We start from the raw sequence: 17917 nt of genomic DNA, 5'->3' as shown, positions 1-17917 counted from the left end.
GCCCGTTCACCAGGTCACCGGCAGCGCGTTCAGCCCGTACACGATGCTGAACGCCCGGAAGGACACCCCGTCGTACGGCCCGGCCAGGGCGAGACCGGGGAAGCGGCGCAGCAGGGCCGGGAAGGCGATGCGCATCTCCATCCGCGCCAGCGGCGCCCCGAGGCAGTGGTGCACGCCGTGCCCGAAGGCGACGTGCCCGGCGGCCCCCCGGGTGACGTCGAGGACGCCGGGGTCGCCGGCGAAGGCGGGGTCGCGATTGGCGGCGGGCAGCGAGCAGATCACCAGCGAGCCCGCCGGGACGACCTGCCCGGCGATCTCCACGTCCGTCGTGGTCGTGCGCGGCGGCAGCGCCTGCACGATGGACAGCCAGCGCAGCAGCTCCTCGACGGCGGGCTCGGCGTGCGCGGGATCGTCGCGGACCAGGGCGAGCTGGTCCGGGTGCCGCAGCAGGGCGAGGGTGCCCAGGGCGAGCATGTTCGAGGTCGTCTCGTGCCCGGCGACCAGCAGCAGCGAGGCGATGCCGACCAGCTCGTCGGTGCCGAGGTCGCCGCCGTGCTCGCGCACCAGCATGCCGAGCAGGTCCTCGCCCGGGTCCGCCTGCGCGCGGGCGACGAGGGAGGCCATGTACGCGCGGTCCTCGCGCTGCGCCGCGACGCGCTCCGCCATCGGCAGGGAGGTGTCCAGCATGCGCACGGACCGCTCCTGGAAGCCGGCGCGGTCGGCGTACGGCACGCCCAGCAGCTCGCAGATCACCAGCGACGGCACCGGCAGCGCGAAGTGCGCCACCAGGTCGGCCGGTTTGCCGGCGTTCTCCAGGTCGTCCAGGGCCGCCTGGACGATCTCGGTGATCCGCGGCTCCAGCCTGCGCATGCGGCGCACCGTGAACTCCGGGGTGAGCATCCGCCGCAGCCGCGTGTGCTCCGGCGGGTCGAACCCGATGAGCTGCCCGGCCCGCATCCTGGCCAGCTCGTCGGCGTCCAGCTGCCCGGCTCCCGGGAACGGCGTCAGGGCGCTGCTGAACCGGGCCGGGTCCGACAGCACCCGGCGGACGTCGTCGTAACGGCAGACCAGGTACGCGGGCGGGCCGAACGGCGTCTCGACCAGCGTCACGCCCTCGTCGCGGGCCTTGGCCAGCTCCTCGGCCGGGTCGAACCCGTTCCGCCGCATGTGCGGCGGCAGTTGTGGTGCTTGCGTCATCGTGTGTCCCTTCTTCGGATGATCGCCTGGCGGCTCAGGGCTGGGCGCCGAGCCATTCCTGGAAGGTGGGCCCGGCGAGCTTGGCGTGCGGGCCGGGCAGGAACGCGCCCTCGGCGGCGAGCTCCGCGTCGGGCATGCCCGCGCCGTCGACGCCGACGACCTTGACGCCCCGGCGGGCGCCGAGGAGCGCGGCCGCCTCCGCCAGGATCTCCTTGCGGGGCCCGGCGATCTCGGGGATCGGCGCGCCCGGGTCCGGCTCGGGGCCGAGGGCGAGGCCGGCCAGCTCCTCGGCCACGGCGCGGCAGGCCACGAGCTGGCTGGGCAGGGCCGGGACGTAGGCGACGTCGCCCTGCTGCCAGTCCAGGAGCTGGCCGACGAACTCGTGGAACTGCGCCGCGCGCAGGATCCGGACGGGGAGCGGGCCGGACAGCAGCAGCTCCTCGTGCGTCTTCTTGGCGGCGAGGAATCCGGCGGTGACCCTGTCGACGCCGATGATGGACGCCACGGCGATCCGGGCGACCCCCGCCTGCCGCCCGTACTCGTGCAGGTTGCGGGCCGAGGCGCGGAAGAACTCCGTCGCCGCCTCCTCGTCGGAGGCGTGCCACGAGGCGACGTCGACGACGACCTCCACCCCGGTGAGCGCGTCGGGCAGACCGGCGCCGGTGATCACGTCGACGCCGGTGGCCCGGGACATCGGCACGACCTCGTGCCCCCGTTCGGTGAGCACGCCGACGACGTGGCGGCCCAGCCGCCCGGTCGCCCCCGCCACCGCGATCCTGGTGATGCTCATGCTGTACGCCTCTCTCACACGTGGTAGTTCTGGCCGGGGGGCATGCCGGGGATCGGCTTGGCGATCAGGGCGGCGGGGGTGAAGAAGCCGATGTGGGCGATCGCCATGACGAGCGTCCACAGCGCCTTGTCGTCATAGAGGGCCGCCGCCCTGGCGTACAGCTCGTCGGGGACGCGCTCGCCCGACGGGTTCGGCGTGAGCACGGCCTCGACCAGCTCCAGCGCGACCCGCTCGGCGTCGGTGAAGCAGGTGGCGTCCCGCCAGGTGGCCACGGCGGTGATGCGCTCCTCCGGCTCCCCCTCCCGGCGCAGGTTCCCGGTCTCCCTGATCGTGAAGTACGTGCTGCCGAGCAGCTGCCCGGCGCGCAGTTGCAGCAGGTGGACGGTGACCTGCGGGATCGACCCGTTCTTGATGACCTTGTGCAGGGCTCCGCCGACCTCCGCCAGCTCGGGGACGAACGGCAGCGGGTTGGGCATGCGCGACCGGAGATCGGTCGTCGTGGGTCCGGACATGGTGAGGCTTTCCCTTCGCGGACTCGGCTCGCGTGCCGCACGGCTCGTCCGTACGGCGTCCTGACGACCACGAGACGCCGGCCGCCCGGGCTCCGTAACAGCGCCGGCCTGTGACCTGGACCACCGCCCGAGGGTGTTACGGAACGGCCCTCGGCGGCGTCCTGTGCGTGTGGTAGAGCTGAGTGCGGACAGGCAGGGGCCAGGCATGAGCGGACGGACGGCAGCAGGGCAGCCCGGCGGGCCCGACCGGGTGGAGCCCGCCACCGAGGTGTTCGTCGCCCACCGCAACCTGCTGTTCACGGTCGCGTACGAGATGCTGGGCTCGGCCGCCGACGCCGAGGACGTCCTCCAGGAGACCTGGCTGCGCTGGGTGGACGTCGACCTTGACAGCGTGCGGGAGCAGCGCGCCTACCTGGTGCGGATCGTCACCCGGCAGGCGCTGGACCGGCTGCGCGCGCTCGGGCGGCGCAAGGAGTCCTACGTCGGGCCGTGGCTGCCCGAGCCGTTGCTGACCGCGCCCGACGTGGCCGAGGACGTCGAGCTGGCCGACAGCGTCTCGATGGCGATGCTGCTGGTGCTGGAGACGCTGCAGCCGGTCGAACGGGCGGTGTTCGTGCTGCGCGAGGTGTTCGACCTGGACTACGACGAGATCGCCGAGGCCGTCGGCAAGAGCCCGGCCGCGGTCCGGCAGCTCGCCTACCGGGCGCGGGCGCACGTCGCCGCGCGGCGACCCCGGGGCACCGGCTCCCCCGCCGAGCACCGGGCCGCGCTCCGGGCCTTCCAGCGGGCGGTCGAGACCGGCGAGCTGCAGAGCCTGCTCGACATCCTCGCGCCGGACGTCGTCGCGCTGAGCGACGGCGGCGGCGTCAGGCACGCCCTGCTGCGCCCCGTCGTGGGGGCCGGCAAGGTGGCCCGCCTGCTGGCCGGCGGCTGGTGGCGGCGCGACGCGGACAGGACGGCCGAGCTGGTGCAGATCAACGGCGGCCCGGGGCTGCTCATCCGGCTCAACGGCGAGATCGACGGCGTGGTGGCGGTGCGGCTGGAGAACGGCTACGTCACCGGCGCCTACCACGTGCGCAACCCGGAGAAGCTGTCCCGGATCGAGCGGCAGACGATCGTGAGCCGCTGAGCCGGGCCGACGTGCGTCAGACGCCCTTCAGGACGCGGTCGAGCGCCGCCCGGCCCGCGGGTCCCCAGTGCGGCTTGCCGCCGGGCAGGCCCCGGTCCCCGTTCTGCCCCATGAGCATCAGGAAGAGGCTCTTCGCGGCGGCCAGCCCGCGGGCGCGCCGGATCGCCGCCTCGTCGGCACGCCCGTAGCTGTCGAAGAAGCGTGCGGCGGCGCCGGAGGGCAGCAGCACCCACGCGGCGGCGAGGTCCCAGGCCGGATCGCCGGCGAACAGGTCACCGAAGTCGATGACGCCCGAGAGCGTGCCGTCCGTGACGACGACGTTCGCGGGATGCAGGTCGCCGTGCACCCACACCGGCGGGCCCGCCCACTCCGGGGCCGCGACGGCGTCGGCCCACACGTCCCGCACGGCGCTCGCGTCACCGACGGCATCGGGGTCGAGGGCCTGCAGGAACTCCTCGAAGCCGGCCGTGCGGTCCCGGGGATGGGCGCGGCGGTCCGTGGCCATCGGCGCGTCGGCGGGCGCCTCCACGTGGAGCGCCCGCAGGAAGCCCGCCAGCGCGTCGGCCGCGTGGGCGCCGCGGCTGATCGTGCCGTGGTCCAGCGGCTCGCCGGGAACCCACGTCATCACGGTCCAGTGCTTGGGGAAACGCTCGGACGGCTCGCCGGACCGCACCGGGGCCGGCACCGGGAGCGGCAGGCGCGGGGCCAGCACGGGCAGCCACCGCCGCTCCTTGAGCTGGAGCTCCGGAGTGGGGTCCATCCGCTGCATGCGCACGGCCAGCTCGTCCCCGAGACGCCACATCTGGTTGCCCCAGCCGCCCGCCACCTCGCGCACGGCCAGCCCCGCCAGTTCCGGATGCTGCTCCCGCAGCAGGTCGCGGACCAGGTCCGCGGTGATCTCGATCTCCGTTTCCGTCATGCGCAGCCACAGTACTCAAACACCGGATCGGTTCCGCCGTCGCGCCGCCGTTCCCGGCGGCTCCGAACCGCTCCAGGCGGTGCGCCCGGCCGGGCCGTGAAATCAGCGGCCGGGGCGCCGGTGTCACCGGCGGCTGAACGCGGTCCAGCCGTGCCAGGCGAGCACGTAACAGGCGAGGGCCAGCGCCACGCCGTCGGCGCCGCCCAGGATCGTGCTCCGTACCAGGTCGTAGTCGCTCACCGCGGCACGCTCCGACGTCGCGCCGGCCACGGCGCCGACGGCCGTGGCGAGAACGGCCGCGGCCAGCACCGCGCCGCGCGCCCGGCCCGTGACCCGCGGCCCCCGGTCGGCGTGCTCGTCCTGGGCGACCGGCGCCCGCCGGTACCACCGCAGGAGCCAGCCGCCCAGGACGAGCAGGCCGCCCGCCGAGCTGACGTACATCAGCACGTTGAACACCCGGTGCGCGCCCGCGACCGGCTGCCGCAACGCCTGCCAGTGCGCCACGGCGTAGCCGCCGGCCTGCGTGAACGCGTCCCAGACCAGGTGCGTGGCCATCCCGGCGAGCAACGCGGCCACCACGGCCACCGGCGCCGGCCGCACCACGCCGGGCAGCCGGGCCCGCAGCGCGGCGGGCGCCAGCGCGGTCAGCGGCTTGCGCAGCCCCAGGTGGAACAGCAGGAGCAGCGCCACCCCCACCGGCACGCCCAGCAGCAGCGCCCCCCACCACGTATGCGTGTTCGCCGACGAGAAGGGCAGAGGCAGGTAGTAGGGCGCATCAGGCACCACCGCCCCGATCGCCAGCGCCGACGCGGGTAACCACCGCCGCACCGGCAGGATCGCCACCATATGGCTCAACGTGAAGGGCACCCGCCATTATCGACACACGCCCCCCGCCCGCCAACCACGGCGGCGCTCCCCCGGCTTGCGCACAACGTGTTTGTCAACCCCCGGCTCTTCTGGGTAGTGGCCGGTGCATGAACGAGGGCAGGAGTGCCGGTCACGCGGCCGCCGGAGACGGCGGGCCGTCCGTGACGGTGGACGGCGCGCGCCGCCGCCACCTGGGCGATCTGTCCGACGCGGGCGCGCTCGTGGTCGACGCCCAGGGCCGGATCGTCGAGGTCAACCGGCGGGCCGCGAACCTGCTGCGCCGCCCCGCCGAGGAGCTGCTCGGCCGTGACGCCCACGACCTGCTGCACCGAGGGAGGAGCGGCGAGACGCTGCCCCCGAGCGTGTGCGTGATGCGGGAGCCGTTCGTCGCGGGCCGCACCGCGCAGGGCGAGGAGGAGTGGTTCGAACGCGGGGACGGCTCGCTGATGCCGATCTCCTGGGTGGTGACCGCCTGCCGGACCGGCACCGAACAGCGGGGCGCGCTGGTGCTCTTCCACGAGGTCACCGCGTCCCCGTCCACCGAGCCCGCGCACCCGTCCCCGGCCATGTCGGAGCTGGACCGCCTGGCCCTGCTGGCCGAGACCACCACGAGGCTCACCTCCACGCTGGACGCCGACGAGACGCTGCGCCAGCTGATCCGCCTGGTGGTGCCGCTGCTGGCCGACTGGGTGGTGATCGACCTGCTCACCGAGGAGGGCGGCGTGACCCGCGCCGCCGTCGTCCACCACGAGAACGGCGTGCTGCGGCACCGCAGGAACCTCGAAGTCCCGATGCCGCCGGTGCCGCAGGAGTCGTCCATGCCGCTGTCGCGGGCGCTGCGCGGGGTAACGGCCGCGCTCATCGGTCCGAGCACCTACCAGGGGGAGCCCGACTCCGACGTCGCGGTCATGCAGCGGAAGCTCTTCCAGGCCACGGGCATGCACTCGGCGTGCATCGCCCCGATGCGCACCGTACGTGAGGTCGTCGGCGCCATGACCCTGGGCCGCTCCGAGCGGCCCGCCCCGTTCACCGGCGCCGACCTGGTCCTGCTGGAGGACATCGCGCGCCGCGCCGGCATCGCTCTGGACAACGCCCGCCTGTACGAGCGGCAGCGCCGCGTCGCCGAGACCATGCAGCGCCACCTGCTGCCGCAGCTCCCCCGGGTGCCCGGCCTGGAGCTGGACGCCTGCTACCTGCCCGCCCCGCACGCCTCCGACGTGGGCGGCGACTGGTACGACGCGTTCGCCCTGCCCGACGGGGCGATCGGCCTGGTGATCGGCGACGTGGTCGGCCACGACCTGGACGCCGCGGCGGGCATGGCGCAGGTCTGCAACATGCTGCGCGCCTACGCCGCCGACCTGGAGGAGAGTCCCAGCAAGATCCTGAACCGGCTCGACCAGGCGGTGAGTCGCATCGCCGAGACCACGATGGCCACCGTCGTCTTCGCCCGGGTCGAGCCCCTGGACGGCGGCTGGCGCCTGCGCTGGTCCAGCGCGGGGCACCCGCCGCCCCTGCTGATCGAGTCCGACGGCCGCTCCCGCTATCTGGAGGAGGCGGGCGGCCTGCTGCTCGGCACCGGCATCGGCACCGAGCGCCAGGACGCCGTCCTCGACCTGCCGCCCCGCGCCACCCTGCTGTTCTACACCGACGGCCTGATCGAGTCGCCCGGCCACAGCCTCGACGAGGGCATGGACCGCCTGCGGCAGCACGCCGTCTCCCTCTCCCACCACCCGCTGCCCGGCCTGTGCGACCTGCTCCTGGCCGCCGTGCGCCCCGCCAACAACGAGGACGACGTCGCCATGCTGGCCCTGCGCACGCCGGGCTGAATCCCGGCCGGCACGTGTCGCAACCCAGGTGGAGGCCCCGGCGAAGTTACCTTCGAACCGAGAAGGCACCGGGGGAAACGGGGAAGCACATGACGCAGACGGATGACTTCGTACTGGATGTCACCAGAATTCGTGACCAGGTACGCCAGAAGATGGACGAGGGGCCGATCACGCAGACGTTCGGCCATGACCCGAGCAAGGTCGTCGAGGTCCTCAACGACGTGATCGCCACCGAGGTGGTGTGCTGGCTCCGCTACACCAGGCATGCCATCTCCGCCAAGGGCATCGACCGCGCGCAGGTGGCGGAGGAGTTCACCGAGCACGCCAAGGAGGAGCTCAACCACGCCCTGCGCGCGGCCGAGCGCGTGAGCCAGCTCGGCGGCGAGCCCGATCTCGACCCGGCCAAGCTGGTCCAGCGCTCGCACACCGACTACCAGGTCCCTGAGGACACCGACCTGCGGGCCCTGCTGCAGGCCAATCTCTGGGCCGAACGCATCGTCATCTCCACCTACCAGGAGATCATCCGCTGGCTCGGCGACGGCGACCCGACCACCCGCCGGCTCATGGAGTCGATCCTGGAAGAGGAGGAGGAGCACGCCGACGACCTCACGGACCTGCTCGGGGTCTAGCCGCGCCCGCTCATTCGGGGCGGGCGCGCAGGTGGCCGTACAGGAAGGCGCGGACGCCGGCGGTGACGGTCCGGGTGATCTCGGCGTCGGTGGGCTCGGCGCCCCGGTAGGACGGATCGTGGACGGAGATCAGGAGCAGCAGGTGGACGGCTGCCCGGTCGGGGTCCTCGGCGTGCAGGAGCCCCTGCTCGCTCCAGCGCCGCAGGTGGGCGGCCAGCGCCCGGCGCACCCGTAGCGGCCCGGTTTCCTGCCAGGCGTCGATCGCGGCCTGGGGGATGTGCCCGGCTTCGGCGTTGATCTGCCGGACCAGGGCGAAGTGCCCGGCCTGCCCGTCGCCGGTGGGCGCGGTGAGCTCGCGGCCGAAGTCGACGAGGTCGGCCTCCAGGTCGGTGATCTTGCGCAGGTGGCGGTCGATGACGGCGATCTGGGCGTCGGCCGCCCGGGCGGCGCTGTCCTGGATGACGGCCTGGAACAGTTCGGCCTTGTCGGTGAAGTGGTTGTAGATCGTGCGCGTGGACACCCCGGCCGCGCGGGCGATCGTGTCGATGCCGGCACGGGTGTAGCCGTCGCGGGCGAACACTGTCAGCGCACCGGCCAGGATCGCCCTGCGCTTGTCTTCCCGGCTCATCCGGAACCCTTCCCAAAATGCAATAGACGTTTTACTTTTTGCCATGCCCGTTGTACTTTACCGGAGGTCCGGCCACCGGGCCGCCGCACCGGAGCATGAGGAGACAGACGTGATCAGGATCGCCGTCGTCGTCGGCAGCACCCGCCCCCACCGCCGCACCGCCGTCGCCGCCCGCTGGGTCGCCGAGGCCGCCGCCCGCCACCCCGCCGTCGCGGCGGGCGAGGCCGCCTTCGAGGTCGTGGACCTCGCCGAGTACGACCTGCCGGTGCTGGACGAGCCGGCGCCCGCCCTGTTCGGCGACTACCGGCACGCGCACACGCACCGCTGGGCCGAGACCGTCGCCTCCTTCGACGGGTTCGTGTTCGTCACCCCGGAGTACAACCACTCCGCCCCCGCCGCGCTGAAGAACGCCATCGACTTCCTGTACGCCGAATGGGCCGACAAGGCGGCCGGCTTCGTCAGCCACGGCGTCCACGGCGGCGTACGCGCGGTCGAGCACCTGCGGCAGGTCATGACCGAGCTCGGCGCGGCCAACGTGCGCACCCAGGTGGCGCTGTCGGCGTTCACCGACTTCGAGACCACCGCCCCTACCGACCCCGGCGTGATCACCCCCGGCCCGCACCAGGAGTCCACGCTGATGGAGCTGCTGGACGAGGTCATCGCCTGGTCCGGAGCGCTCAGGACCCTGCGCGCACCGGCCACGGCGGCCTGACCTGCTCCCTGACCGGCTCCCCGGCCGCGCGTCCTCCGCGAAGCGGGCGCAGGGCGGGGCTAGGATCCCGGCTGAGATCATCCGTCGCCGCGGAAGGCGGGCCGTCCGATGCGCTGGGGGCTGTACCTACCGCCCTTCGGGGAACTGGCCGATCCGCGGGTGCTGGCCGAGCTGGGGGCCCAGGCGGAGGCGGCCGGGTTCGACGGGGTGTTCCTCTGGGATCACGTGGTGCGGCCCGAGCGTCCCGGGCTGGAGGTGGGCGACGCGTGGATCGGGCTGGCGGCGATCGCGGCGGCGACCCGCCGGGTGATCATCGGGACCAGGATCACGCCGCTGTCGCGGCGCAGGCCCCAGGTCGTGGCGCGGCAGGGGGTGGCGCTCGACCAGCTCAGCGGCGGGCGGTTCGTGCTGGGGGCGGGCCTCGGGTCGGACCGTTCGGGCGAGCTGTCCAGGCTCGGGGAGGAGACCGATCCCCGGGTACGGGCCGCGATGCTGGACGAGGGCCTGGAGGTGATCCGCAGGTGCTGGTCCGGGGAGCCGGTCTCGTACGAGGGAAGGCACTACAAGGTCGACGGCCTGACGTTCCGGCCGGCGCCTCGGCCGCGGGTGCCGATCTGGGTGGCCGCCCAGTCGGTACGGCGCGGGCCGCTGCGAAGGGCGGCGCGGTTCGACGGGTTGTGCCCGGAGACCGGTCCGGACGGGCTGGTGGAGATGCTCGGCGTCGTCCGGGAGCATCGGCAGAGCCTGGAGGGGTTCGAGGTGGCGGTGAGCGCGCCGCCGGGCGCCGATCCTGACCCGTATCGGCGGGCCGGGGCCACGTGGTGGCTGGTCCAGGCGCCGGCGGTCAGCACCGCGGACGAGGTGGCGGCGATCATCGAGACGGGCCGGCCGTAAATGTCGGTGCCCGTTGATAGCTATGGCTCGTCACGCTGACCGACCCACGACGGCCGACCCACGACGGAGCCCCCCATGACCCTCTCCACAGACGCGAGCGCCTGACATGGGCGTCCTCGACGACTTCCCCCGGTCCCACAACTACATGATCGACCACCACCTCAGGATGCCGCGTGACCTGTTCGCCCGCTACGACGCGGGCGGGCGGCCCGGCGCCGACGAGGCCGGGCGCAGGGCGTACGGGATCTGGGCGCAGCTGCGCCTCAGCCTGGGCGACACGGGCGGCCACGCGCACCCGGAAGAGGTGCGCCGGGTCGTGCGCGAGGTGGCCGGCGGGGACATCCCCTGGACGGTCGAGGACACGCGCGCCCTGTGGGACATCGCCGACACGCTGTCGTCCTAGGCGTTCCCGCTGGCGGACGACACCGCGATCAGCGATCCGAGCATCACCCGCCAGCTCGCCCCCGTGTAGGCCCACCGCCCGTGCCGTCAGGTCAGCAGCCCACCCTCCGGCTGCTCAGCGCGATGTCGTCGAGCCACACGTCGTAGCCGGAGGGGCCCGGGTCCGCCTGGTAGAGCTGCCAGCCCAGCTTGACCGTGTCGAAGCGGGGGAAGACGAAGTCCACCGGGTTGCCGCCGTGCTCCCGGGTGGACACGGTGAGCTCCGGCTTGGCCACCCCGTCGAACCAGAGCGAGACGCGGTTGTCGCCGGCGTCCAGGTGCCACTCGACGCACGTCCATCTCCCGGCGACGGAGGGCGCGGTGGTCCGCCAGTTCGTCCAGTCCCCGGTGGGGCCGCCGTCCGCGCCGACGCCCCAGTACGCGGCTCCTCCGTGGGGCGGCGGCGCGTACTGGCCGCCGAGCGGGCGGACGATCTCCGGCCCGTCGCCGGTCGCCTCGACCAGCGTGTAGTGCGCCCAGTCGGGCGCGGCCGGGAACGCGGCGACCCGCAGCCGCACGCGCCCGTAGAAGCTGTTGCCCGGCGCGGCGAAGTCGTCCACCTTCAGGAACGCGCGGCCGTTGCCCTCGGTGTGCACCCGCAGCACCTTCTGCCCCCGCCGCCCGGCGCGCTCGACGGTGAGCGTGCCGTGCCTGGTGTCGATCCCCCAGCGGAGACTGCTCGCGCCGCCGACGGGCATGGCCTGGAAGTCCTCGCAGAACAGCAGGTCCGCCCTCGCGCACGTCCGCGCGTCCGGGTGGGCCGAGGCGGAGGAGGCCACCAGGGCGGCCGTCAGCGGCACCATCGACAAGGACACAACGGCGCGGGCCGGCCAGCTACGCACGAGGACTCCCTTTGACGCGGATGTGGGGCGAGCGGGAGTAAAGTACGCCATCCGGCGCCCCGAAGCGGGCGCCCCACGACCGCCCCGGGCAACGGCCCTGGTGACGAGGCCGCAGCCGGAGAAACTTTCAGCGGCCGGGCAGAGTGGGACGCTCCTGGCGGATCCACTCCTGATCCAGTCGCACCCCGCTCTCCGACTCGATGACCGCCAGGCAGACCGCGTGGCGGTACCGGGCATCCTGGGCGTCGTCGTCGAGGTCGTAGGCGTGGAACAGCCCGGCGTACGGGGCCATCGGCCCCAGCCCGGCGGTCCAGCCCTCCCTGGACTCGTACGGGTCCCAGCCGCCGACCACCTCGCCGTCGGCCCAGAGGAGCATCGTGAAGTCGGCGTTGACGTCCCAGCTGGCCACCCAGACGCGGGCACCGGCGCTGAGCGGCTCCATCAGCTCAGGCAGCAGGCCGGCGAAGCCTCCGATCTGGAGGATCGCGACACAGTCCGCCGCCTGGCCGAGCGACAGGGCCTCGTCGGCCGCGTCCAGCGCAGGCATCCGGCGCAGCTCCTCGGGGCGGCCACCGAGCCTGGTGACCGCCTCCTCCACGGTGAGCGTTCCGGTCAGGGGCTGGACCACGATCCAGCAGACGTCGTCGGGCAGGACGGTTTGGGCGATCTCGGTGTAAAGGGCGATGAGCTCCGCGGCCATGGTCTCTCCTGTCCCTCTGACGGTCTCCGGTGAGGCGGGTTAGCCGCGGATGGTGACGCGGTCGCCCTTGGGGGCGCGGACCGGTGAGTGGTCGGCGAAGTACGACGCCAGCGCGCCCCGGTCGTCGGGGCCGTTGTGGGCGACGCTGTTGTCGGGCCACCTCCACTGCGGGAAGCCCTCCCAGCCGCCGGCCAGGATGTAGTTGGCGGCGACCTTGATCACCTGCGTGTCGGTCACCGGCGCGCCGTTCAGCGTGAGCGCCGTGACCTCCCCGTTCGCCAGCGTGTAGCGCAGCCCGGCGGACGGGGTCAGCACGCCACGCTCCTTGTTCGCGTGGCCCAGGAGCCACTTGAGCTGGGAGCCGTTCATGGACCAGGTGTCGACGTGGAGGCCGTTCGGCTGCGTGGCGTACAGCTGCTCGTACGTGACGGGCCCCTTCTTGATCTCGGCGCCGGGCGAGCGGACCGCGTACTTGCTGACCAGGGCGATCTGCGCGCCGGACACGGGCTGGACCGCTTCGAGCATGGCGTCGGCCACCAGCTCGGCCACCGGGCCGCCGCCCCAGCTGTCGCGCTTGATGTCGTCGGCGGCGACGCCGATCTGCTTGCTGCCCTTCGGCCCGGCGCACTCGAAGTAGTAGATGATGTTCGTCCTGAGCCGGTCGGCCTGGTTGAACTCGATCTGCAGCGAGTACGTGGTCGACTCCTGGTCCAGGCTCAGCGTCTCCAGCACGGCGTTGTGGACCGGGCCGTGGTCGGCCGGGACGTCGAGCTTCTTCCACTCCTTGGCGCCGACGAGGCGGTACTGGATCGACTGCGCGCCCGCGGGAATGCCTTCGAGCCGCCCGTGGAGCTTGAAGGTCAGGGGGCACTTGGACGCGGTGGTGCGCTCGAAGGCGATGCGGGCCTTGCCCACCAGGTTCGGGAGCGGGCTCTCGGTGCCGGTCGGGGTGGGGGCCGGGCTCGGGGCAGGGCTCGACGTGGGCGTGGGGGTGGCCGTGGGGGTCGGCGCCGGCGTGGCCGTCTCGTACTCGGCGGAGGTCTTCACGCTGTGCCAGACGTCGCCGGTGTAGGTGTCGCCGCCGGTGCAGGTGACGGCGAACGGCGCCCTCCCGGAGGTCTTCCTCGCCGGGCCGAGCACCCGGACGGCGCCCCAGCCGGAGGCGTCGCCGCTGACCTTGAGCGACGTGGACAGCCGGACGGTCTTGATCCCCTTGCCGCCGACCCGGTACGTCCTGACCTTGCTCCTGTCGCCGTCGCTGAAGGTCCACTGATACTTCAGCGCGACGGGGGCCTTCACTTTCACCGTGGTGGACATCGTCACGGTCACCGGGCAGGCGCCCGTCTGCGTTTTCGGCGTCGCGGAAACGGGCCCGAACACTATCGATTTCGGCGCGGCCGGCGCACTGGTGGCGAACACTCCGGAAGCCAGGGTGACCACGGCCGCGACCGCGCCGATCCGGCGTCCGGCTCTGGTTAAGAGTTTCACAGGATTCCTCTCATTGATCATGACTGGAGAATCCTGACAGAGGTTTATCACTACGAAATAACAATGGCGTTCGGACGAAATTGAGTCTTGTTTGGTTTAACAATTTCGGAGCCAATCACCTGCGATAGCGCGCCGCGAGCCGGGGCGGCTCGGTCACCTTTGCCGCGCGCCGTCCGTCATGCCGGGGACTGAACACCTACGAAAGGTTCTGGCATGAGCAACACGGACGTTCACGGAACGGTCGCGGACGGCTTCGAGCAGGTGCGGGAGACGTTCGCCCGGGTCGTGGCCGAGCATGACATCCCCGCGCAGCTCGCCGCTTACGCGCACGGCCGGCAGGTGGTGGATCTGTGGGCCGGGGACGACGAGGCGGGTGGCGACGCGCTGACCGCGGTCTACTCCTCCACCAAGGGAGCCGCGTCGCTGGTGGCGGCGCTGCTGGTGCAGGAGGGGGTCCTGGACCTGGACGAGCCGGTGGCCGCGCGGTGGCCGGAGTTCGCCGCCGCCGGGAAGGGCGGGATCACGCTGCGGGACGTGCTGACGCACCGTTCCGGCGTGATCGGCGTGGACGGCGGGCTGTCGGCGGCCGAGCTGGCCGACGACGCGGTGATCGCGCAACGCCTGGCCGGGCAGCGCCCGTACTGGCGGCCGGGCTCGGCCTACGGCTACGGCGGGTTCGTCACGTTCGCGCTGGTGAACGAGGTGATCCGGCGGGCGACCGGCCGGTCGTTGCAGCAGGTCTACGAGGAGCGCGTGCGGGCCCCGTACGGGCTGGACCTCTACCTGGGGCTGCCCGAGGAGCAGGAGAGCCGGTTCCGGCCGATCGAGTGGTGGACCGCCACGCCCGAGCAGGAGGCCGCGTTCTGGTCGAACGTGCCGGGGCCGCACAGCATCCTCGGCATCGGGTACGGGCTCAACAGCACGCCGCCGCTGGACCAGGCCGCCTTCGTCAACACCCGCGCGGTGCGCGCGAACGGCCAGGCGTCGGCCGGCGGGGTGGGCAGCGCCCGCGGCCTGGCCGGGCTGTACGCGGCGGCGATGTGGGGGCTGAACGGCCGGCCGCCGCTGCTCAAGCCGGACACGATCGGCGCGTTCGCCCAGCTCCACTCCGTCGGCGCCGACCTGGTCCGCGGCGACCAGGGCAACTACGCGGTCGGCTTCCAGGCCAAGGGCCTGCGGTACGGGTTCCTCAGCGCGAACGCGTTCGGCCACGACGGCTCGGCGGGCTCGGAGTCCTTCGCCGACCCGATGAACGGCATCGCCTTCGGCTACACGCGCCGCCGCTTCGGCTTCGGCTGGTCCTACCCCGAACATGATCTGCTCGCCGCCGCGCTTCACCGCGCCGTCACCGCCTGAGGTCCCGAGAAATGACTACGCGAACCGCCCCCCGGACCGAGACGCGCGGCCTGGCCCTGCTGGTCATCGCCGCCGCGCAACTGCTGATGGTGATGGACGGCACCATCGTGACCGTGGGCCTGCCCGTCATCGGGGCCGGGCTCGGCATCGCCGAGACGGACCTCGACTGGGTGCTCACCTCCTACGCCCTGGCCTTCGGCGGCCTGCTGCTGGCCGGCGGGCGCGCCGGTGACCTGTTCGGGCGGCGCAGGCTGTTCCGCGCCGGACTGGTCGTGTTCCTGGCCGCCTCCCTGCTGGGCGGCCTGGCCGGCAACGCCGCCGTGCTGATCGCCGCCCGGGTGCTGCAGGGCGTCGGCGCCGCGATCGTCGCCCCGGCGGCGCTGTCCCTGCTCACCGACACCTTCCCCGCCGGGCCGGAGCGCAACAAGGCGCTCGGCGTCTACGGCGCGATGGGCGGCCTGGGCTCCGTCGCCGGCCTGCTGCTCGGCGGCGCACTGACGGAGTATCTGGGCTGGCGCTGGATCATGTTCGTCAACGTGCCCATCGCGCTGCTGGTCCTGGCCGGCACGTTCGCCCTGATGCCGGGCACCCGCGAGCGCGGCGGCCTCGACCTGCCCGGCGCGGCCACCGTGACGCTCGCCCTCGGCTCCCTGGTGTACGCGATCAACCGGGCCGGCTCCCACGGCGTCGGCGACGGGCTCACCCTCGCCTTCGCCGCGGCCACCGCCGCGCTGCTGGCCGCGTTCGTGCTCATCCAGCGCAAGGCCCGCGCCCCGATGCTGCCCCCGGGCGTGCTCGCCGACCGGGGCAGGCTCGGCGCCAACCTGGTCATGCTGCTCATGGGCGCCGGGCAGCTGGCCACGTTCTACTTCCTCACCCTCTACATGCAGGCGATCAACCAGTACTCGCCCATGATCACCGGGCTGGCTTACCTGCCGTTCGCGATCGGCATCGGTCTCGGCTCCGGCGTCGCCGGGCCCCGGTTGCAGGCCCGTGCGTCCACGCGGACGGTCCTGATCATCGGGATGGCGGTGGCCGCCGTGGCGATGGGCTGGTTCAGCCTGCTGACCCCTGGCCAGAACCCGCTCCTGGTGCTCCTGCCCGCCCAGCTCGTCGCCGGGATCGGCCTGGGCATCGGCTTCGTCGCCGCCACCATCGGCGGCGTCCACGGCGTCACCGCGAGCCATTCGGGCATCGCCTCCGGCCTGGTCAACACCAGCCAGCAGATCGGCGGCGCCCTCGGCCTGGCCGTCCTGGCCGGCGTCGCCGTCGCCGCGACCGCGAGCCGGCCGGCGGGCACTCCCCTGCACGACGCGCTGACCAGCGGCTACACGGCCGGGATGCTCGGCGCGGGCGGCTTCTACCTGGCCGCCATCCTCACCGCCGCTCTCCTCCTCCGGCCCCGTACCGCGCCGGACTGAAGCGCCGTGCCGGAAGGCGCCGGGACGTCAGGACGTCAGGGTGCAGTTGTCGGCGCCGAGCTGGCTGTTCCACAGGAACGTCCACCCGCAGTCGTACGTCCCGGCCGCCTCACCGAAGCGGATCGTGACGCTCGTGCCGCTGTGGCCGTCGCACCCGTATCCCGACACTTCGTAGTATCCGGCGCCGGTCGGCGTGCGGCCCCCCGAGAAGCAGACGGCGTCAGCGGCCGCCGCGTGGCCGGGGACGGCCCCCAGCGCCACGGCGAGGGCCGCCGCGCCCAGGGCGGCCGCCAGGCTGGCTGATCGCATGGTGGTGCTCCTTTCCCTGTCCGCCATTCCTGTTCCGCCAGGAACGGTAGTCAGCCGGGAGCGGCGCGCCCAGGGGCATCCGTCACCAGTGCGCGTGGATTCGTCACAGTCCGGGCGTGGCCCTGGTGCCTCACGACATAGGGCTGGAGCTCACGGCGCAGTTTCGCCCGGTCCGCGGCGGCGCCCGCGACGAAGGCCGCCAGCCAGCGCTCCTCGTCGATCCACCCCTCGTGCCGACCGGGAAAGATCGACGGCTCGGGGAACGGCCGCGCCTCCGGCGGCTCGGGCAGCGGCGGGAACTCCTTGCGCGTCTGCGGCTCCTCGGCCGGGATCTCCCCGCCGAACCGCTCGGCCACCCTCACGGCCAGATCGGCGGGCACGTCGGCGGGCAGGTGGCGGACGGCGTCGAGGATCGTCTCGGCATGGGCGGCGAACAGGCCGGCGTGCTTCAGCGTCAGCTCGGCCGCGCGGTTGCGCACGTCGAACGAGGCGTGCGCGTAGGCCGTGGTCAGCGCGATGACGAACCCGGCGGCGGACTCGGGCTCGGCCAGGAGCGCCTGGTCGAGCCAGCGCAGGCCGGTGGTGGCGAGCTTGGACTCGGCCCGGAACGTGAGCGCGTCGACCGCCTCCGCCAGGTCGGCGCGGTCGAGCGGCATCGCCCGCCGCACCTGAACCACGGCCAGCTCGGCAACCGTGCCCGGGGCCGACGGCAGCAAGCGCAGGTAGTCGCGCAGGCGGGGCGCGGTCTCGGCGGGCGTGGGGTCGAGAAGCGTGTGCAGCCGGACGAAGAACCGCAGGTCCTGCGCATCGCCGCCGCGCAGGAAGCGGCTCACGCAACCGTCGAGCGCCTGGTCCCGGGGCAGTTCGCGGGCGGCGGCGGCCAGCCAGCGGGTCGGCCGGGGCTCCAGCCGTTCCTCCCGCAGGGCACGGCCCGCGCCCTCGGCGGTGAAGATGCGGGGCAGCAGCGCGGGGGTCAGTGGGTCGCCGGTCACGCCCGGCGCGGTCAGCCAGGCGGCCACCAGCGGGTCGTGGCCGGGCGGCGCGGCACCGGAGTCGCGCAGCAGCGCCACGGCCAGCGGCGCGATGCGGTCGGCGGGGCGGCGGATCCGCTGGGCCAGCCGGACCGCGACCTCGCTCCGCCACGGCGCGGGGCGGCAGGCCGCAACCCGGCACACGCCGGCGACGTCGAGGGCGTCGGCCCAGCGGCGGGTGACGTCGCGGCTGGTCATCCACGCGACGGCGGCCCCCCGGCCGGGG

At 73.4% G+C, this 17917-nt stretch carries 20 protein-coding genes; 9 read left to right on the top strand and 11 right to left on the bottom strand.

Annotated elements, in window-relative coordinates:
* Window positions 1-6 precede the first annotated feature (6 nt).
* Genes KME80_RS10890 through KME80_RS10880 form a run of 3 tightly spaced genes read right to left on the bottom strand, consistent with a single transcriptional unit; the run spans window position 7 to window position 2499 of the window.
* Complete coding sequence (locus tag KME80_RS10890) at window positions 7-1197, bottom strand: cytochrome P450 (protein ID WP_246644505.1); 1191 nt, start codon at window positions 1195-1197, stop codon at window positions 7-9.
* A 34-nt stretch (window positions 1198-1231) separates the two neighbouring features.
* Window positions 1232-1987 (bottom strand): SDR family oxidoreductase, encoded by a 756-nt coding sequence (locus tag KME80_RS10885; protein WP_219503682.1) that lies wholly within the window; start codon window positions 1985-1987, stop codon window positions 1232-1234.
* Between the two features lie 14 nt (window positions 1988-2001).
* Complete coding sequence (locus KME80_RS10880; RefSeq protein ID WP_219503680.1) at window positions 2002-2499, bottom strand: carboxymuconolactone decarboxylase family protein; 498 nt, start codon at window positions 2497-2499, stop codon at window positions 2002-2004.
* 205 nt (window positions 2500-2704) lie between these two features.
* On the opposite strand from KME80_RS10880, the gene KME80_RS10875 reads away from it, so the two are divergent.
* Window positions 2705-3628, top strand: coding sequence for an RNA polymerase sigma-70 factor (locus KME80_RS10875; protein WP_219503677.1), 924 nt, complete (start codon window positions 2705-2707; stop codon window positions 3626-3628).
* A 16-nt stretch (window positions 3629-3644) separates the two neighbouring features.
* Here the strand turns inward: KME80_RS10875 and KME80_RS10870 are convergent, their stop codons facing one another.
* Entirely contained in the window at window positions 3645-4547 is a 903-nt protein-coding gene (locus tag KME80_RS10870) for an aminoglycoside phosphotransferase family protein (RefSeq protein WP_219503674.1), read from the bottom strand.
* 123 nt (window positions 4548-4670) lie between these two features.
* A complete protein-coding gene (locus KME80_RS10865; protein WP_308125702.1) occupies window positions 4671-5414 on the bottom strand; it encodes a DUF4184 family protein in 744 nt (247 codons plus the stop codon).
* 107 nt (window positions 5415-5521) lie between these two features.
* On the opposite strand from KME80_RS10865, the gene KME80_RS10860 reads away from it, so the two are divergent.
* Window positions 5522-7240 carry a SpoIIE family protein phosphatase gene (locus KME80_RS10860; protein WP_219503668.1) on the top strand — a complete coding sequence of 573 codons (1719 nt, stop codon included), beginning with the start codon at window positions 5522-5524 and terminating at the stop codon, window positions 7238-7240.
* A gap of 89 nt (window positions 7241-7329) precedes the next feature.
* Window positions 7330-7869: a DUF892 family protein gene (locus tag KME80_RS10855; RefSeq protein WP_219503665.1), complete on the top strand. Its 540-nt coding sequence runs from the start codon at window positions 7330-7332 to the stop codon at window positions 7867-7869.
* A 10-nt stretch (window positions 7870-7879) separates the two neighbouring features.
* Here KME80_RS10855 and KME80_RS10850 read toward each other — a convergent pair whose 3' ends face one another.
* The gene (locus KME80_RS10850) at window positions 7880-8497 is read right to left on the bottom strand and encodes a TetR/AcrR family transcriptional regulator (protein ID WP_219503662.1); all 618 of its coding nucleotides are present in this window, start codon (window positions 8495-8497) and stop codon (window positions 7880-7882) included.
* A 109-nt stretch (window positions 8498-8606) separates the two neighbouring features.
* Here KME80_RS10850 and KME80_RS10845 point away from each other — a divergent pair, with 109 nt between their 5' ends.
* From KME80_RS10845 to KME80_RS10835, 3 genes are all read left to right on the top strand, one after another.
* Window positions 8607-9209 carry an NADPH-dependent FMN reductase gene (locus KME80_RS10845; RefSeq protein WP_219503660.1) on the top strand — a complete coding sequence of 201 codons (603 nt, stop codon included), beginning with the start codon at window positions 8607-8609 and terminating at the stop codon, window positions 9207-9209.
* 108 nt (window positions 9210-9317) lie between these two features.
* On the top strand, window positions 9318-10103 hold the full coding sequence (locus KME80_RS10840; RefSeq protein WP_219503657.1) for an LLM class flavin-dependent oxidoreductase: 786 nt from the start codon (window positions 9318-9320) through the stop codon (window positions 10101-10103).
* Window positions 10104-10209: 106 nt separating this feature from the next.
* Complete coding sequence (locus KME80_RS10835; RefSeq protein ID WP_219503653.1) at window positions 10210-10506, top strand: hypothetical protein; 297 nt, start codon at window positions 10210-10212, stop codon at window positions 10504-10506.
* Between the two features lie 91 nt (window positions 10507-10597).
* Here KME80_RS10835 and KME80_RS10830 read toward each other — a convergent pair whose 3' ends face one another.
* From KME80_RS10830 to KME80_RS51770, 3 genes are all read right to left on the bottom strand, one after another.
* The gene (locus KME80_RS10830) at window positions 10598-11386 is read right to left on the bottom strand and encodes a hypothetical protein (RefSeq protein ID WP_219503648.1); all 789 of its coding nucleotides are present in this window, start codon (window positions 11384-11386) and stop codon (window positions 10598-10600) included.
* Window positions 11387-11513: 127 nt separating this feature from the next.
* The gene (locus KME80_RS10825; RefSeq protein ID WP_219503644.1) at window positions 11514-12086 is read right to left on the bottom strand and encodes a DUF6461 domain-containing protein; all 573 of its coding nucleotides are present in this window, start codon (window positions 12084-12086) and stop codon (window positions 11514-11516) included.
* Window positions 12087-12125: 39 nt separating this feature from the next.
* Entirely contained in the window at window positions 12126-13385 is a 1260-nt protein-coding gene (locus tag KME80_RS51770; RefSeq protein WP_219503642.1) for a 5'-nucleotidase C-terminal domain-containing protein, read from the bottom strand.
* Window positions 13386-13392: 7 nt separating this feature from the next.
* Between KME80_RS51770 and KME80_RS10815 the strand changes: the two genes are divergently transcribed.
* The 3 genes from KME80_RS10815 (at window position 13393) to KME80_RS10805 (ending at window position 16351) form a co-directional block, all read left to right on the top strand.
* Window positions 13393-13611: a hypothetical protein gene (locus tag KME80_RS10815; RefSeq protein WP_219503639.1), complete on the top strand. Its 219-nt coding sequence runs from the start codon at window positions 13393-13395 to the stop codon at window positions 13609-13611.
* Window positions 13612-13787: 176 nt separating this feature from the next.
* Window positions 13788-14930, top strand: coding sequence for a serine hydrolase domain-containing protein (locus tag KME80_RS10810; RefSeq protein WP_219503636.1), 1143 nt, complete (start codon window positions 13788-13790; stop codon window positions 14928-14930).
* Window positions 14931-14941: 11 nt separating this feature from the next.
* Complete coding sequence (locus KME80_RS10805; protein WP_219503633.1) at window positions 14942-16351, top strand: MFS transporter; 1410 nt, start codon at window positions 14942-14944, stop codon at window positions 16349-16351.
* Between the two features lie 27 nt (window positions 16352-16378).
* Here the strand turns inward: KME80_RS10805 and KME80_RS10800 are convergent, their stop codons facing one another.
* Together KME80_RS10800 and KME80_RS10795 are read right to left on the bottom strand one after the other, a co-directional pair.
* On the bottom strand, window positions 16379-16660 hold the full coding sequence (locus KME80_RS10800; RefSeq protein ID WP_219503630.1) for a hypothetical protein: 282 nt from the start codon (window positions 16658-16660) through the stop codon (window positions 16379-16381).
* A gap of 50 nt (window positions 16661-16710) precedes the next feature.
* Window positions 16711-17917 (bottom strand): serine/threonine-protein kinase (locus KME80_RS10795; protein WP_219503627.1); only part of this gene is annotated, 1207 nt, incomplete at its 5' end.

The sequence above is a fragment of the Nonomuraea ceibae genome, assembly GCF_019396325.1.
Lineage (GTDB): Bacteria > Actinomycetota > Actinomycetes > Streptosporangiales > Streptosporangiaceae > Nonomuraea > Nonomuraea ceibae.
Note: the sequence above shows the minus strand (reverse complement) of the source record. Positions and strands in the feature narration are given on the sequence as shown.

What these genes read in the sequence shown, in the direction of transcription:
- KME80_RS10890 (WP_246644505.1), bottom strand. Translation starts at nt 1,197, where the DNA reads ATGACGCAAGCACCACAACTGCCGCCGCACATGCGGCGGAACGGGTTC.
- KME80_RS10885 (WP_219503682.1), bottom strand. Translation starts at nt 1,987, where the DNA reads ATGAGCATCACCAGGATCGCGGTGGCGGGGGCGACCGGGCGGCTGGGC.
- KME80_RS10880 (WP_219503680.1), bottom strand. Translation starts at nt 2,499, where the DNA reads ATGTCCGGACCCACGACGACCGATCTCCGGTCGCGCATGCCCAACCCG.
- KME80_RS10875 (WP_219503677.1), top strand. Translation starts at nt 2,705, where the DNA reads ATGAGCGGACGGACGGCAGCAGGGCAGCCCGGCGGGCCCGACCGGGTG.
- KME80_RS10870 (WP_219503674.1), bottom strand. Translation starts at nt 4,547, where the DNA reads ATGACGGAAACGGAGATCGAGATCACCGCGGACCTGGTCCGCGACCTG.
- KME80_RS10860 (WP_219503668.1), top strand. Translation starts at nt 5,522, where the DNA reads ATGAACGAGGGCAGGAGTGCCGGTCACGCGGCCGCCGGAGACGGCGGG.
- KME80_RS10855 (WP_219503665.1), top strand. Translation starts at nt 7,330, where the DNA reads ATGACGCAGACGGATGACTTCGTACTGGATGTCACCAGAATTCGTGAC.
- KME80_RS10850 (WP_219503662.1), bottom strand. Translation starts at nt 8,497, where the DNA reads ATGAGCCGGGAAGACAAGCGCAGGGCGATCCTGGCCGGTGCGCTGACA.
- KME80_RS10840 (WP_219503657.1), top strand. Translation starts at nt 9,318, where the DNA reads ATGCGCTGGGGGCTGTACCTACCGCCCTTCGGGGAACTGGCCGATCCG.
- KME80_RS10835 (WP_219503653.1), top strand. Translation starts at nt 10,210, where the DNA reads ATGGGCGTCCTCGACGACTTCCCCCGGTCCCACAACTACATGATCGAC.
- KME80_RS10825 (WP_219503644.1), bottom strand. Translation starts at nt 12,086, where the DNA reads ATGGCCGCGGAGCTCATCGCCCTTTACACCGAGATCGCCCAAACCGTC.
- KME80_RS10810 (WP_219503636.1), top strand. Translation starts at nt 13,788, where the DNA reads ATGAGCAACACGGACGTTCACGGAACGGTCGCGGACGGCTTCGAGCAG.
- KME80_RS10805 (WP_219503633.1), top strand. Translation starts at nt 14,942, where the DNA reads ATGACTACGCGAACCGCCCCCCGGACCGAGACGCGCGGCCTGGCCCTG.
- KME80_RS10800 (WP_219503630.1), bottom strand. Translation starts at nt 16,660, where the DNA reads ATGCGATCAGCCAGCCTGGCGGCCGCCCTGGGCGCGGCGGCCCTCGCC.